At 71.1% G+C, this 14,418-nt stretch carries 9 protein-coding genes and 1 pseudogene; 6 read left to right on the forward strand and 4 right to left on the reverse strand.

Features of this window, described 5'->3' with window-relative positions:
* Positions 1–87 precede the first annotated feature (87 nt).
* Genes BLS95_RS29075 through BLS95_RS29085 form a run of 3 tightly spaced genes read right to left on the reverse strand, consistent with a single transcriptional unit; the run spans position 88 to position 3,056 of the window.
* Positions 88–1,602 (reverse strand): tripartite tricarboxylate transporter permease, encoded by a 1,515-nt coding sequence (locus BLS95_RS29075; protein WP_090938197.1) that lies wholly within the window; start codon positions 1,600–1,602, stop codon positions 88–90.
* Entirely contained in the window at positions 1,603–2,088 is a 486-nt protein-coding gene (locus tag BLS95_RS29080; protein WP_090938200.1) for a tripartite tricarboxylate transporter TctB family protein, read from the reverse strand. It abuts the gene before it with no gap.
* Complete coding sequence (locus tag BLS95_RS29085; protein WP_176993435.1) at positions 2,088–3,056, reverse strand: tripartite tricarboxylate transporter substrate binding protein; 969 nt, start codon at positions 3,054–3,056, stop codon at positions 2,088–2,090. Before BLS95_RS29085 ends, BLS95_RS29080 begins: the two co-directional genes overlap by 1 nt.
* A gap of 136 nt (positions 3,057–3,192) precedes the next feature.
* Here BLS95_RS29085 and BLS95_RS29090 point away from each other — a divergent pair, with 136 nt between their 5' ends.
* The 3 genes from BLS95_RS29090 to BLS95_RS29100 all read left to right on the forward strand — a co-directional run bounded on the left by BLS95_RS29090 (position 3,193) and on the right by BLS95_RS29100 (position 7,542).
* Positions 3,193–4,779, forward strand: coding sequence for an ATP-binding protein (locus tag BLS95_RS29090; protein WP_090938203.1), 1,587 nt, complete (start codon positions 3,193–3,195; stop codon positions 4,777–4,779).
* 22 nt (positions 4,780–4,801) lie between these two features.
* The gene (locus BLS95_RS29095) at positions 4,802–5,461 is read left to right on the forward strand and encodes a response regulator (protein ID WP_090938986.1); all 660 of its coding nucleotides are present in this window, start codon (positions 4,802–4,804) and stop codon (positions 5,459–5,461) included.
* Positions 5,462–5,787: 326 nt separating this feature from the next.
* Positions 5,788–7,542, forward strand: coding sequence for a VanW family protein (locus BLS95_RS29100; RefSeq protein ID WP_143043907.1), 1,755 nt, complete (start codon positions 5,788–5,790; stop codon positions 7,540–7,542).
* Between the two features lie 28 nt (positions 7,543–7,570).
* Here the strand turns inward: BLS95_RS29100 and BLS95_RS29105 are convergent, their stop codons facing one another.
* A complete protein-coding gene (locus BLS95_RS29105) occupies positions 7,571–8,620 on the reverse strand; it encodes a PQQ-dependent sugar dehydrogenase (protein WP_090938208.1) in 1,050 nt (349 codons plus the stop codon).
* 38 nt (positions 8,621–8,658) lie between these two features.
* Between BLS95_RS29105 and BLS95_RS29110 the strand changes: the two genes are divergently transcribed.
* The 3 genes and pseudogenes from BLS95_RS29110 to BLS95_RS29120 all read left to right on the forward strand — a co-directional run.
* The gene (locus tag BLS95_RS29110) at positions 8,659–9,567 is read left to right on the forward strand and encodes a 2-hydroxyacid dehydrogenase (RefSeq protein WP_090938211.1); all 909 of its coding nucleotides are present in this window, start codon (positions 8,659–8,661) and stop codon (positions 9,565–9,567) included.
* Positions 9,568–9,804: 237 nt separating this feature from the next.
* Positions 9,805–12,420 carry a putative bifunctional diguanylate cyclase/phosphodiesterase gene (locus BLS95_RS29115; protein WP_245765353.1) on the forward strand — a complete coding sequence of 872 codons (2,616 nt, stop codon included), beginning with the start codon at positions 9,805–9,807 and terminating at the stop codon, positions 12,418–12,420.
* A gap of 207 nt (positions 12,421–12,627) precedes the next feature.
* A pseudogene (locus BLS95_RS29120) lies at positions 12,628–14,370 on the forward strand (acetolactate synthase large subunit); the annotation flags it as partial.
* Between the last annotated feature and the right edge of the window lie 48 nt (positions 14,371–14,418).

Genomic DNA, 14,418 nt, shown 5'->3' on the forward strand with positions numbered 1-14,418 from the left:
TGCTGGGGCAGCGGTCCCGCCGATCCGGACATATCGGCGGGGCCGCCCCAAGAAACCATCGACTGCGATTCCCGGGATGGGCCGTGGTTACTCGGCGCGTGACGAAGCTGTAACCCGGCGCCGGGCCGCCAGTCCTCGGAAGAGGGGCGTGAGCAGGGCCAGGAACGCCAGCGCCAGCAGCGCCACCGCCACCGGGCTGCGCACCAGGACGCTCACGTCGCCCGCGCCGATGGCCAGCGCCCTGCGGAGCTGGATCTCGGCCATCGGCCCGAGGATCATGCCGATCACCGCCGGGGCGACCGGCAGGCCGAAGCGCCGCATGGCGTACCCGAGCAGGCCGAGTACGTAGAGGACGAACAGGTCGACCACGGTGCCGTTCAGGGCGTAGACCCCGAGGGCGGCGAACAGGACGATCCCGGCATACAGGTACGGACGCGGGATCCGCAGCACACGTGCCCACAGGGGCGCCAGCGGCAGGTTGAGCACCAGCAGCATCGTGTTGCCGATGAACAGCGACGCGATCATGCCCCACACCAGCGCCGGGTTGTGGTCGAAGAGCTGGGGACCGGGCTGGAGGCCGTACTGCTGGAAGGCGGCCAGCAGGATCGCGGCCGTGGCCGAGGTGGGCAGGCCCAGGGTGAGCAGCGGGACCAGGGTGCCGGCCGCCGAGGCGTTGTTGGCCGCCTCCGGCCCGGCGACGCCCTCGATGGCACCCTTGCCGAACTCCTCGCGGGCCGCGCCGCGCGCCAGCCGCTTCTCGGCCGCGTACGACAGGAAGGTGGGGATCTCGGCCCCGCCGCCGGGCAGCGCGCCGAACGGGAAGCCCAGCGCGGTGCCGCGTATCCAGGGCCACCACGAGCGGCGCCAGTCCGCGCGGCCCATCCACGCCCGCCCCACCGGCACCACCTCGGGCATGGCGTGACGCAGCCGGGAGGCCACGTAAAGAGCCTCGCCGACCGCGAACAGGCCGACCGCGACGATCACCACGTCGATGCCGTCCAGCAGTTGCGGTATGCCCAGCGTGAGCCGCGCCTGCCCGGTCTGCTGGTCGATGCCGACGAGCCCGATCACCAGGCCGAGCCCCAGGGAGGCCAGGCCGCGCACGATCGAGCGGGACAGCACCGAGGACACGGCCGTGAAGGCAAGGATCGCCAGCGCGAAGTAGTCCTCGGGGCCGAACGCGATCGCGAAGCTCACCACGGCCGGCGCGGCCACCACGAGCAGCCCGGTGGCCAGCGTCCCGGCCACGAACGACCCGATGGCGGCCGTGGCCAGCGCCTGGGCCGCCCGCCCGCGCCGGGCCATCTTGTTGCCCTCCAGCGCGGTGATCATCGAGGACGACTCGCCGGGCGTGTTGAGCAGGATGGAGGTGGTCGAGCCGCCGTACATGCCGCCGTAGTAGATGCCCGCGAACATGATGAACGCGCTGGCCGGCGGCACCGTGAAGGTGATCGGCAGCAGCAGGGCCACGGTCATGGCGGGCCCGATGCCGGGCAGCACGCCGACCAGGGTGCCGAGCGTGACGCCGACGAGCGCGTACAGCAGGTTGACCGGGGTGAGCGCGGCGCCGAAGCCGTCGAGCAGGAGCTGGAGCGAGTCCACTCAGATCACCCCCGTCAGCGGCCCGCCGGGCAGGGAGACGCCCAGGCCCTTGACGAACAGCAGGTACGTCGCCACCCCCATGACCACCGAGATCCCGGCCGCGCGCAGCTTGTGCTCGGCCCCGAGGACCACCGACAGCCCGAAGAACAGCAGGGCGGCGCCGACGATCCAGCCGAGCACGTTCAGCAGCGCCGCGAACGCCAGGAAGATCCCGCTGACCAGCCCGACGCTCCGCCAGTCCGTGGGCGCGTCCACGTCCACGTCCTCGCTCTCCTCGGGATCGGCCCGCCCGCCGCGTACGACGTCGATCACGTAACACAGGCCGACGACCACCATGGCCCCGCCGACCAGCATGGGGAAGAACCGCGGCCCGAGGCCGAGCTGGGAGGCCGCCGCCGAGACGTCCAGCGTCCCGACCACGACGAGCACTCCCAGCACCAGCACCACGACCGCCAGCCCGAGCTCGGGCCGCCACCAGCGAGACATCAGGAAACGAGCCCCATCTCGGCGATGATGGCCTTGACCCGGGTCTGCTCGGCCGCCAGGTAGTCGGCGAACGGCTGCCCGGTCTGGAACGAGTCGATCCAGCCGTTCTTGGTCACCGCGTCCTTCCACGGCTGCGAGCCGTGCATCTTGGTGACCAGGTCGGTCAGTGCCGTCTTGTCGGCGTCGGAGAGCCCGGCGGGGGCGACGAAGCCGCGCCAGTTGGCCAGCTCCACGTCCAGGCCGCCTTCCTTGAGCGTGGGAACGTCCAGGTCGGCGATGCGCTCACCGGACGTCACGCCCAGCGCGCGCAGCTTGCCCGACTTCACGTGCTCCGCGAACTCGGACACGCCCGAGATGCCCGCGCTGACCTTGTTGCCGAGCAGCTCGTTCAGCGCCTCGCCGCCGCCGGAGTGGGCGATGTAGTTGACCTGCTTGGGGTCCACGCCCGCGGCCTTGGCCATCAGCCCGGCCACGATGTGGTCGGTGCCGCCCGCCGAACCGCCCGAGATGGACACCTTCGCCGGGTCGGCCTTCCAGGCCGCCACCATGTCCGCCAGCGTCTTGAAGGGCGAGGCGGCCGGTACGACGACGATCTCGTACTCCTCGGTCAGCTTGGCGATGGGCGTCGTCTCGGTCAGCGTGACCTTCGACTTGTTCTGCTCGATGGCGCCCACCATGACCAGGCCCATGGTCATCAGCAGGTTGCCGTTGCCCTGCTCGCCCGCGAGCTGTGCGAGGCCGATCGTGCCGCCCGCGCCGGGCACGTTGTAAACCTCGACCTTGCGGCTGGGATCGGCGGCCTTGAAGGCCTGCTCCGCCACCCGCGACGTCTGGTCCCAGCCGCCACCGGGCGCGGCCGGAGCCATGATTCGCAACGTGGAACTCGCGGAGGTCGTCGAGCCGCCGCCGCAGCCGGTCAGGGCGCCGAGAGAGAGCGCCGCGAGGGCGGCCAGCACGCGCATGCGCATGGTCACTCCAAGGGGGGATTTCACCGTCATAAAACTGGGATGGTGAACCTCAGGCCCCTGCCCGTCGAGCCTTTGCGCGGTTGCCGTCATAGTGGTCGTATTGGTCGCGACCTGGCTGTGACCTGGCTTTGTTTGCATGTGGACCGTGAGAAGGCTGCGTGAGGCCTCCCTCGGGACCCAGCTGTTCGCCCTCCAGATGGTGATCGTGATCCTTGCCGTCGGGGGGACCGCGGGCGTGTGGGCCGAACACACCCGCAATCAGCTCGACGCGCTGCACCAGCAGCGGGCGCTGGCCATCGCGCAGTCGGTGGCCGCGCTCCCGGAGGTGCGCGCGGCCTTCGAGCTGGAAAGGCCCGAGACGGTGCTGCAACCGCTGGCGATGAGCGTCCAGCACGAGACCGGCGCCGACTACGTCGTGATCGCCAACACCGAGCAGAAGAGGTACGCCCATCCGAACGCCGCGCTGATCGGCCGGCAGCTGTCCACCGACGGCACCGCTGTCCTGCGCACCGGCCGGAGCTGGGTCGGCACCGAGACCGGCACGATCGGCACCACGGTCAGGGGTAAGACCCCCATCCGCGACGAATACGGCAACGTCATCGGCCTGGTCTCGGTCGGCGTGCTGGAGACCACGGTCGTCGGGCAGCTCGGCGCCGCCCTGCCGCCGCTCGTCTGGACGGCGGCGGCGGTGCTGCTGGCCGGGCTCGGGCTGGCCGCGCTGATCACCGCGCGGGTGCGCAGGCAGACGTTCGGCCTGGAGCCGAGGGAGATCGCCGCCCTGCTGGAGCAGCGCGAGGGCGTGCTGCACGGCGTCAAGGAGGGCGTGCTCGCGCTCGACCTGGCCGGCCGTGTCACCCTGGTCAACGACGCCGCACGCGAGCTGCTCGGCGACGTGCCCATCGGCCCCGGCGAGGACCTGACCCGGCTGCCGGTCTCCGACCGCATGCGCGACGTGCTCGGCGGCGCCGACCCTGGCGCGGACCGCGTGGTGCTGCACGGCGAGCGCGTGCTGGTGCTCAACCGCACCCCGGTGTCGGTACGCGGCCAGCACCGCGGCTGGGTGGTCACCCTCCGGGACCGTACGGAGCTGGTCCGCCTCGCCCGCGAGCTCGACGACACCAGCAGCGCGACCGAGGCGCTGCGGGCCCAGGCACACGAGTTCGCCAATCGCATGCACACCGTCGTGGGCCTGCTGGAGCTGGGCGAGCACGAGGCGGCCGTCGGCTACATCACCCGGAGCACGGGCGGCTCCTACGCCGCCGACCTGCGCGAACGCGTCCAGGACCCGACCCTGGCCGCCCTGCTGCTGGCCAAGTCCGCCGAGGCGGCCGAGCGCGGGGCCAGGCTCGTGCTGTCCGACGACTCGGCCGTGCCCCCGGGCCTGCTCGGCGACCCGCAGGACGCGGTCCTGGTGGTCGGCAACCTGGTCGCGAACGCCATCGACGCCCTGGACGGGGCCGAGGGCACGATCGAGGTGTCGGTCCAGGCCGACGCGGGCGGGCTGCGGGTGCGGGTCGGGGACTCGGGTCCCGGCATCGCGCCGGACCTGGTGGAAGAGGTGTTCAGGGAGGGGTTCACCACCAAGGCCGCCCAGTCGGGGCCGCGCGGGCTCGGCCTGGCGCTCACCCGGCAGGCGTGCCTGCGCAGAGGCGGCTGGGTGCGGGTGAACAACTCCGGCGGCGCGGTCTTCACGGCCCTGCTCCCGGCCAGGACGCGGCCATGAGGACGGCGGGGGAGGGGTGGTCATGAGCGACACGCGGGTGCTGGTGGTGGACGACGACTTCATGGTCGCCCGCATCCACAGTGGCTACGTGTCCCGCGTGCCCGGCTTCCGCGTCGTCTCGGTCGCCCACAACGGCGCCGACGCGCTCGCCGCCGTGGCCGAGTCGCGGCCCGACCTCGTACTGCTGGACATCTACCTGCCCGACATGTCGGGCCTGGACGTGCTCAAGGCCCTCACCGGCGTGGACGTCCTCATGATCAGCGCCGCCCGCGACGTGCCCACGGTCCGCGAGGCCATGCGCGGCGGCGCGGTCAACTACCTCATCAAGCCGTTCACCGCCGCGGCGCTGAGCGAGCGGCTCCGCCAGTACGCCGACACCCGCAGGCGGCTGACCGCCATCGGCCCCGAAGCACGCCAGGACGATGTGGATCGGCTTTTCGGCACCAAAACGATCGCATCCATGCCGAAAGGGTTGTCCACCGCCACCTGCGCGCTGGTCGCCGATACGCTGCGGGAGGCGGGCCGGGACCTGTCGGCGGCCGAGACGGCCCAGCTCACGGGCCTGTCGCGGGTGAGCGCCCGCCGCTATCTCGAATATCTCTGTGGGGCCGGGCAAGCAGAGCTGCGCCCGCGCTACGGCACGGCCGGACGACCCGAACATCGCTACCGGTGGCTAGGTTGACACATTTCCGTAGCCATTTCCCGTGACATATGCGGATGCGCGTGCCTTACTGTTGCCTGAGACTTGGCTGCGGACCGGGAGGAGATTGAGGCGTGCGAAACGCCGGACCGATCGAATCACCGACCGACCCGTTCGCCTCGGTGCCCCTGCCCACGTCGGGTGTCTCCAGAAAGCCGCGGATCGAAGGTCTCCCCCCGGGCGTCTCCCGGGACATCTTCGGACCGCAGGACAGGCAGGAGCCCCGGCCGGCCCAAGGCCCGAGTGCCCCGGGCGGTCCTTCGAACGGCGCGCTGCCCCCGGCGGCGCAGCCGGCGCAGCCATGGCCGATGACCGACAAGGAGCCGCAGGCGCCGGTGTTCGGCGCGGCGGGCCCCGCTGAGCGGGCCTCCGCCTACGAGCCCGAGCCGCCGCGGCGGCGCCGGCTCATCACGACCGTGATCTCGCTCCTGGTGATCCTGGCGGCCCTGGCCTACGTCGTGCCCGCCGTACTCATGTCGGGCTCGGTGCTGCGCGGCACCTACGTGGCCGGCGTGGACATCGGCGGCCTGACCGTGACCCAGGCGGCCGAGAAGCTGCGTTCGGAGCTCGGCGCCAAGCTGAGCAAGCCGGTCGTGGTCGACGTCGGCGGCCGGAAGGAGTCCGTCCAGGCCGACGAGGCCGGGCTGGAGCTCGACGTGGTCGGCACGATCGGGCAGGCGCCCAGCGGGTTCCCCAGCCCGCAGGAGGTGTGGCGGGGGCTGACCGGCACGACCCAGCTGCAGCCCAAGGTCACCATCGACGCCTCCCAGCTCACCAGGACCATCGAGGGCCTGGCGGAGGCCGCCGACAAGCCCGCGCACGAGGGCCGGGTGACCTTCACCGGGCTGGTGCCCAAGGCCCGCATGCCCCAGGACGGCGTGCTGCTCGACCGCGACGACGCCGTGCGCCGGGTCGGCGACGCCTTCCTGCGCGGTGGCGGCACCGTGGTCCTCACGCTCCGGCCGGCCAAGCCCGTCACCAGCCCCGAGGCGGTCGAGGAGGCGCTGGCCAAGGCCAAGCAGGCCGTGGCCGCGCCCATCACGCTGGCCCTGGGCGACAAGCAGGCACAGGTCTCCCCGGCCCTGATCGCCCAGAACCTGACCTACAACTCCGACGGCGGCGGCGGGCTCGCGCCGCAGTTCGACGCCAAGGCCGTGCTGGGCGTCCTGGAGGGAAGCCTGGTCGACGCCGCGCAGCAGCCACGCGACGCCACCTACGAGATCGTGGCCGGCCGGCCGGTGCTGGTGCCCTCCCGCACCGGGCGGGGGGTCAACGACAAGCTGCTGGCCAGGGACGCCGAGAAGGTGTTCGACGAGGGCGGGAACCGTACGATCCCGGTGCGGCTGGGCGTCGTCGCCCCGACCGTCACCACCGAGCAGGTGAGCGACCTCGGCATCAAGGAGGAGGTGGCCTCCTTCACCACGATGTTCGAGTGCTGCCTGCCGCGCGCGAAGAACATCCAGCGCATGGCCGAGGAGCTCGACGGCCACCTGGTGAAGCCGGGCGAGACGTTCTCGATCAACGAGGTCATCGGCCCGCGCACGGTCGAGGACGGCTACGTCGAGGCCGGGCAGATCGTCGGCGGCCGGATGGTGAACATCGTCGGCGGCGGCACCTCCCAGTTCGCCACCACCATGTACAACGCGGCGTTCTTCGGCGGGTACGAGGACGTCGAGCACCAGCCCATGGACTTCTACGCCCCCCGCTACCCCGCCGGGCGCGACGCCGCGCTGCTCTACCCGTCCCTTGACCTGAAGTGGCGCAACGACTCCGAGACCGGCGTGCTGATCAAGACCGCCTTCACCGACACCTCGGTCACGGTCACGCTGTGGGGCACCAAGCTCTACAAGATCGAGGCGGTGGAGTCGCAGCGGCGCGACTTCACCCCGTTCCGCAGCGAGACCAGCGACGCGGCCGGCTGCGTGCCCACGAACGGCCAGCAGGGCTTCACCATCGACGTCACCCGGGTGTTCACCCAGGACGGCAAGGTCGTCAAGAAGGACCCCAAGCTGACCACGGAATATCGGCCGCAGCCCCAGGTGACCTGCACCGCCGCCGGCTGACCGAGCGGGAGAGGGCAGCCGCCCTGGGCTACGACGACGGGGTCACGGCGATGATCCGGTCGTCGCCAGGGCGCGGCGAGCCCCGGCCGTCCTTGTTGCTGGTGCCCACCCACAGCGTTCCGGCGGGGGTCGTGGTGACCGCGCGCAGGCGGCCGTACCGGTCGGTGAAGCGGGCGACCGGCCTGCCCACCGCGCCGTCCTGGGCCAGCGGGATCTGCCACAGGCGTTGGCCGCGCAGCGCGGCCATCCACAGGGAGCCGTCCGCGTACGCCAGGCCCGAGGGGGAGGCCTCGGCGGTGGACCAGGTCAGGACCGGGTTCACGAACCGCGGGTCGTCGCCGCGGCCCTCGACCTCGGGCCAGCCGTAGTTGGCGCCCGGCTTGATGAGGTTGAGCTCGTCGTAGGTGTCGGCGCCGAACTCCGAGGCGTACAGGCGGCCGGAGGGGTCCCAGGCCAGGCCCTGGACGTTGCGGTGACCGTAGCTGTAGACGAGGGTGCCGAACGGGTTGCCGGGGGCGGGCGCGCCGTCCACGGTCATGCGCAGGATCTTGCCGCCGAGGGAGTCGCGCTGCTGGGCGAGGGGGCGGTCGCCGGTCTCGCCGGTGGTCGCGTACAGGTTGCCGTCGGGGCCGAAGGCGAGCCGGCCGCCGTTGTGGATGCTGCCCTTGGGGATGCCCTGGACGAGGAGGCGCTGGTCGGTGAGGCGGTCGCCGGCGAGCCGGTAGCGCACGATCCGGTTGTCCTGATCCGCCGTGTAGTAAAGGAAGATCTGGTCGCCCTTGACAGCCACGCCCATCAGGCCGCCCTCGCCTTCCGGCCGCACCCCCTCGATCGTGGCCAACCGGCGCACCTGGCCCGCCGGGGTCACCCGCAGCAGCCTGGCCGTGTCCCGCTCCGTGACCAGGGCGTCGCCTCCGGGCAGGAAGGCGATGCCCCACGGCACGGCCAGATCCGTCGCCACGTCCCGCGGCTCGCCGGGGGCGCCCCCCGCCGGGACGGCGGCCGTCGGGGCGACCTCGCCCGCTCCGGAACAGGCTGCGAGCGTCATTGCCAGCATGATCGTCCAGATCTTCGTCATGTGTTCCATACTTCCCCGGCAGTCGTAAGGTTCTCCGCATGAAGACCTGGGTTCCCGCTGATTCGGTGGTTGACGTTCTTTCCGGCCTTCCCGGCGTCGAATGCGTCGTCTATGACGGCAGGTCCCCGATGCCGGAGGGGATCGAGGAGGTGGAGGTCTGGATCCCGCCGCTGGTCACGGTGCCCGACGTGGCGGGGACGCTGGCCCGGATGAGCTCGTTACGGCTGGTGCAGACCGTGAGCGCGGGGGTGGAGCAGTACCTGCCGCACATCCCCCGTGGGGTGACGCTGTGCAACGCCCGCGGCGTGCACGACGCCGGGACCGCCGAGTGGGCGGTCGGGGCGATGGTGGCGGTGCTGCGGGAGTTCCCCGGGTTCGTGGACGCGCAGCGCAGGGGCGAGTGGACCTACCACCACACCGACGTGCTGGCCGACTCGACCGTTCTCATCGTCGGCTACGGCTCCATCGGCGCGGCGCTGGAGAAGCGGCTCGCCGGGTTCGAGGTGGAGATCGTCCGCGTGGCCAGGAGCCCCCGCGACGGCGTACACGGCCTGGACGAGCTGCCCGCGTTGCTGCCTGCGGCGGACGTCGTCGTGCTGCTGGTGCCCGCCACCACCGACACCGCGGGGATGGTCGACGCCGCGTTCCTGGCGCGGATGAAGGACGGAGCCGTCCTGGTGAACGCCGCCAGGGGTGGAATCGTCGACACAGAAGCACTCATCGCGGAGCTCAAAACCGGTAGGCTACGCGCCGCGCTGGACGTGACCGCGCCCGAGCCGCTGCCCGAGGGCCACCCCCTCTGGAGCGCGCCGGGTCTCCTGATCACCCCGCACGTCGCGGGCAGCACACCCGCGTCGGACCGGCGCACGTTGCGTCTGCTCCGGGCCCAGCTTGAGCGCTACCGCGCTGACGAGCCCCTGGTCAACGTCATAACCGACGCATACTGAGAGGATCCCGGAACGTGGCTGGTCCGTGACCTTCGGTGCGTACCGTGGCGTTTGCAAGGGATTCCTGACTGACTGTCAAGGAATCCTTGGCGGCAATTGGTCTGTGTGGTTATCAGATCGGTGACGACATCGGCGTTGTCACCACCCGCGCCCTCAGGACCGCACACACTGGCGAAGTGCCCCGCCGGACTTCGGCGGAGCACGGGAGCAGAGCACGAGACGGGATGGGCAACGACTGTGATCCGCTGGCGTGATCCACGGGTGCCGCTGACCGCCGCCGCGGCGGCAGGCGCGGTGGCCTTCGCTGCCGCGCTCCTCACGGGTGGTCAGGGTTTGCTCACCGGCGCGGTCGCCGGCGGCCTCGCCGCGCTGGTCGCCGCCGCCTCCCTGCTGAGCGCCTCGGTGAGGTCGGCCGCGCACCGTCCCACGGCGCTGGGCGCCCGCTGGATGGGCGGCGGAGCCGTCATCTGGGCCGCCGGCGTCGCCCTGCGCGTGTTCGCCGAGAGCTTCGTGGTCAGCTTCGCCGACCTGTTCATGCTGCTCGGCACCGTCATCACGGCCGGTGGGGCGCTGATCGTCGCCGACCGCAGGTTCCCGGCCAGGGTCGTTTTACGGCACGTCACCGACTCCTACCTCTGCGCCGCCTCGCTGTTCCTGATCGGCTGGGTGGTGACGCTGCGCCACGTCTACGCCGACACGGCCGACCCGCCCGCGTTCACGTTCGTCATGCTGCCGCCGATGATCGCGCTTCTGATGACGTGCGCCGTGATCCCGTCCGTGCTCACCAGCAGGTCGCCCTCGTGGCTGCTCGGGCTGGCCGGGGTCGGCGTGCTGGCCACCATGACCGTGGCCGGCCTGGCCGCCGCGGTGGCCAGGCTCGACGGCGTTGACCCGCAGGTGTGGAGCGTCATGCTCACGCCGGTCGCATTGCTCCTGCTCGCCGCCGTCCCGTGGGGGCCGCGCGGCGGGGAGGCGGGCGGCCGGGCCGTCGGCGACGTCGTCGCGATCATGCCGCTGGCGCTGGTCGCCGTGGCGGCCTGCACGCTGCTGGCCCACCTGACCAGCGGTGCGCAGGAGCCGCCGGTCGTCGGCGTGGTGGCGGTCGCTGTGTCGGTGGTGCTGCTCCTGTTGGTGCGCCTGTTCGTGGTGTCGGCCACCAACGTGCAGCTGCGCGGCCAGGTCAAGCGCGGCGAGCGCCAGCTCAGGGAGCTGGCCGAGAGCAGCGGCGACGTGGTGCTGCTGGTCGACTACGAGGGCGTGGTGCGCGAGATCGGCTCCGGGGTGGAGGCCACCTACGGCTACCGCCCCGAGGAGCTGGTCGGCGGGTCGATCTTCGACTATATCCACCCGGAGGACGTGCCCGGCATCCAGCTCGCGCTGCGCGCCATGGGCCTCGACGAGGAGAACACCACGCCCGGCGCGTGCCTGATCGCCTGCCGGGTCCGCGCGGCCGACGGCACCTGGCGGCCCACCGAGTCGGTCGCCACCCGTCACGTCGGCGGCGACGAGCTGATGCTGGTGACGACCAGGGACATCAGCGACGAGGAGGCGCTGCGCAACCAGGTGGCCCACCTGACCTTCCACGACGGCATCACCGGGCTGCCCAACCGCGCCTACTTCGAGGAGCGCACCCGCGAGGTGCTGACCGGGCGCACGTCCGGCCACGTCGCGGTCATCTTCCTCGACCTCGACGGGTTCACCTCGGTCAACGACTCCGTCGGCCACGCCAGCGGCGACTACCTGCTCGGGCAGGCGGGCCGGCGGCTGCGCGGCGCCGTACGCGCCGACGACACCCTGGCCCGGTGGGGCGGCGACGAGTTCGCGGTGCTCGTGGAGACCGGCGGCGACGCGCAGGTGGCGGTCGACCTGGCCGAGCGGCTGGTGCGCGCGGTCTCGCAGGAGCCGTTCCGCGTCGCCGACCGCGACGTGGCGCTGACCGCGAGCGTGGGCGTGGCCTTCACCGAGGACGACCTGCCCGCGGCCGACCTCATCCGCAACGCCGACGTCGCCATGGCGCGCTCGAAGGAGCTCGGCGGGCGGCGGGTCGAGGTGTTCGCCGCGCAGATGCACGCCGACGTGCTGCGCCGCCTGGAGCTGGCCGCTGACCTGCAGCGGGCGCTGATCGAGCAGCAGTTCGCGATCGAATACCAGCCGGTGGTCGACCTGGCCACCTCGCGGGTGACCGCCGTGGAGGCGCTGGTGCGGTGGTGGCGCGGCTCGGTGTTCGTGCCGCCGGAGCAGTTCCTCGGCCCGGCGGAGGACACCGGGCTGATCGTGCCGCTGAGCGAGTGGATCCTGCGCGAGGCGTGCCGCGAGGTGGCCGCCTGGCGGGCCTCGTCCTGGGACATCGGGCTGTCGCTCAACCTGTCGGCCCGGCAGATCACCGCGCCGCGTTTCGTCGAGACGGTGCGCGAGGCGCTGGAGGAGAGCGGGCTGCCCGCCTCCTCGCTCACGCTCGAAGTCATCGAGGAGATGCTGGTCGAGGACGCCGAGGAGACCATCAAGCGGCTGTCCGAGCTGCGCGCCCTCGGCGTGCGTCTGGCGATTGATGATTTCGGGACAGGCTACGCATCCTTGGCGTTTCTCCGGCAACTCCCGGTAGACATGATCAAAATTGACCCTTCCTTCGTGTCGGGGCTGGGCAAGGACGACACGCTGACGCTGCTCACCCGGACGATCGTGCGGCTCGGCCACGACCTCGGGCTCGTCGTGGTGGCCGAGGGCATCGAGCGCCCCGAGCAACTGGAGTTGCTGAAGCGGATGGGCTGCACCCGAGGGCAGGGGTTCCTGGTGGCCCGCCCGATGGCGGCGCGCGGGGTGGACTCGCTGATGCGGACGAGTCTCACTGTTTGAGACTTGTGTCCACGAAGTTGACACTGGGGCGTTCCGAGCGGCTATCGTGTAGGCCATGCTTCGCAGTGGAATTCTCGTAGTACTTCGCCGGCGCGCAGGCCGATAGCGAAGCACGACGACCTGCGCGCCGCCCCAGACCCGCCGCACCGGTGGGAAGGGGCCTTTTTTATGTCCTCAAGCCCTTGAAGCAGCCACGCAAGGAACGAGCCGATGACCGAACGGATGACAGGTGCACAGGCCCTGGTGCGGGCCTTGGAGCACATGGGAGTCGACACCGTGTTCGGGATCCCCGGCGGTGCCATTCTGCCGGCCTATGACCCCCTCTATGACTCGACCAAGGTCCGGCACGTACTCGTCCGGCACGAGCAGGGTGCGGGGCACGCGGCCGAGGGCTATGCGCAGGCCACCGGCCGGGTCGGGGTGTGCATGGCGACCAGTGGCCCCGGGGCCACCAACCTGGTGACGCCGATCGCGGACGCGTACATGGACTCGGTGCCGATGGTGGCCATCACCGGGCAGGTGCCGAGCGGGGCCATTGGCACCGACGCTTTCCAGGAAGCCGATATTTCCGGCATCACCATGCCGATCACCAAGCACAACTTCCTGATCACCGACCCGAGCGAGATCGCCCGTACGATCATGGAGGCGTTCCACATCGCTTCCACCGGCCGCCCCGGCCCGGTGCTCGTGGACATCTCCAAGGACGCCCTGCAGTCCGAGACCACCTTCAGCTGGCCGCCCACCATGCAGCTGCCGGGCTACCGCCCGGTCACCAAGCCGCACTCCAAGCAGATCCGTGAGGCCGCCAAGCTGATCGCCGAGTCCAGGCGTCCGGTCCTGTACGTCGGCGGCGGCGTGCACAAGGCGGGCGCCTCGGCCGAGCTGCGGCAGCTCGCCGAGCTGACCAACATCCCGGTCGTCACCACGCTGATGGCGCGGGGGACGTTCCCCGACAGCCACCCCCAGCACATGGGGATGCCCGGGATGCACGGGAGCGTCTCCGCCGTCGGGGCGCTGCAGCAGTCCGATCTGATCATCGGGCTCGGCGTCCGCTTCGACGACCGGGTGACCGGCCACCTGGCGTCGTTCGCCCCCCACGCGAAGGTCGTGCACGCCGACATCGACCCGGCCGAGATCTCCAAGAACCGGCATGCCGACGTGCCGATCGTGGGCGACTGCAAGGAGGTCATCAGCGACCTCATCGGCGTGATCCAGTCCTCCGAGGCCCGGGGCGACTACGCCGACTGGTGGTCGATCCTCAACGGGTACAAGAAGACCTATCCGCTGGGCTACGAGACGTTCGCGGACGGCTCTCTGGCCCCTCAGTACGTCATGGAGCGGCTCAGCGCCATCGCCGGCCCCGAGACGTACTACGTGGCCGGGGTCGGGCAGCACCAGATGTGGGCCTCGCAGTTCATCGGCTACGAGAACCCCGGCACGTTCATCAACTCCGGCGGCCTGGGCACGATGGGCTTCGCCGTCCCGGCCGCGATGGGCGCCAAGATGGGCCGCCCCGAGTCCGTCGTGTGGGCCATCGACGGCGACGGCTGCTTCCAGATGACCAACCAGGAGCTGGCCACCTGCGCCCTGGAGGGCGTGCCGGTCAAGATCGCGGTGATCAACAACGGCAACCTCGGCATGGTCCGCCAGTGGCAGACGCTTTTTTACGACCAGCGTTACTCCAACACCGATCTGCAGACGACCCGCCGCATCCCGGACTTCGTCAAGCTGGCCGAGGCCTACGGCTGTGTGGGCCTGCGATGCGAGCGTCCCGAGGACGTGGACGCGGTGATCAAGAAGGCCATGGAGATCAACGACGTGCCCGTCGTGGTCGACTTCGTCGTCCACCAGGACGCCATGGTCTGGCCCATGGTGGCGGCGGGCACCAGTAATGACGACATCAAGATCGCCCGTGACATGGCGCCCAAGTGGGAGAACGAGGATGACTAGGCCCGAGGCAGCTGGAGGAGCGGTCGCGAAGGCGCGTCCGCGGATCGA

The sequence above is a fragment of the Nonomuraea jiangxiensis genome, assembly GCF_900099965.1.
Classification (GTDB): Bacteria; Actinomycetota; Actinomycetes; order Streptosporangiales; family Streptosporangiaceae; genus Nonomuraea; species Nonomuraea jiangxiensis.

What these genes read in the sequence shown, in the direction of transcription:
- BLS95_RS29110 (WP_090938211.1), top strand. Translation starts at nt 8,659, where the DNA reads ATGAAGACCTGGGTTCCCGCTGATTCGGTGGTTGACGTTCTTTCCGGC.
- BLS95_RS29085 (WP_176993435.1), bottom strand. Translation starts at nt 3,056, where the DNA reads ATGCGCATGCGCGTGCTGGCCGCCCTCGCGGCGCTCTCTCTCGGCGCC.
- BLS95_RS29090 (WP_090938203.1), top strand. Translation starts at nt 3,193, where the DNA reads ATGTGGACCGTGAGAAGGCTGCGTGAGGCCTCCCTCGGGACCCAGCTG.
- BLS95_RS29080 (WP_090938200.1), bottom strand. Translation starts at nt 2,088, where the DNA reads ATGTCTCGCTGGTGGCGGCCCGAGCTCGGGCTGGCGGTCGTGGTGCTG.
- BLS95_RS29095 (WP_090938986.1), top strand. Translation starts at nt 4,802, where the DNA reads ATGAGCGACACGCGGGTGCTGGTGGTGGACGACGACTTCATGGTCGCC.
- BLS95_RS29100 (WP_143043907.1), top strand. Translation starts at nt 5,788, where the DNA reads ATGACCGACAAGGAGCCGCAGGCGCCGGTGTTCGGCGCGGCGGGCCCC.
- BLS95_RS29105 (WP_090938208.1), bottom strand. Translation starts at nt 8,620, where the DNA reads ATGACGAAGATCTGGACGATCATGCTGGCAATGACGCTCGCAGCCTGT.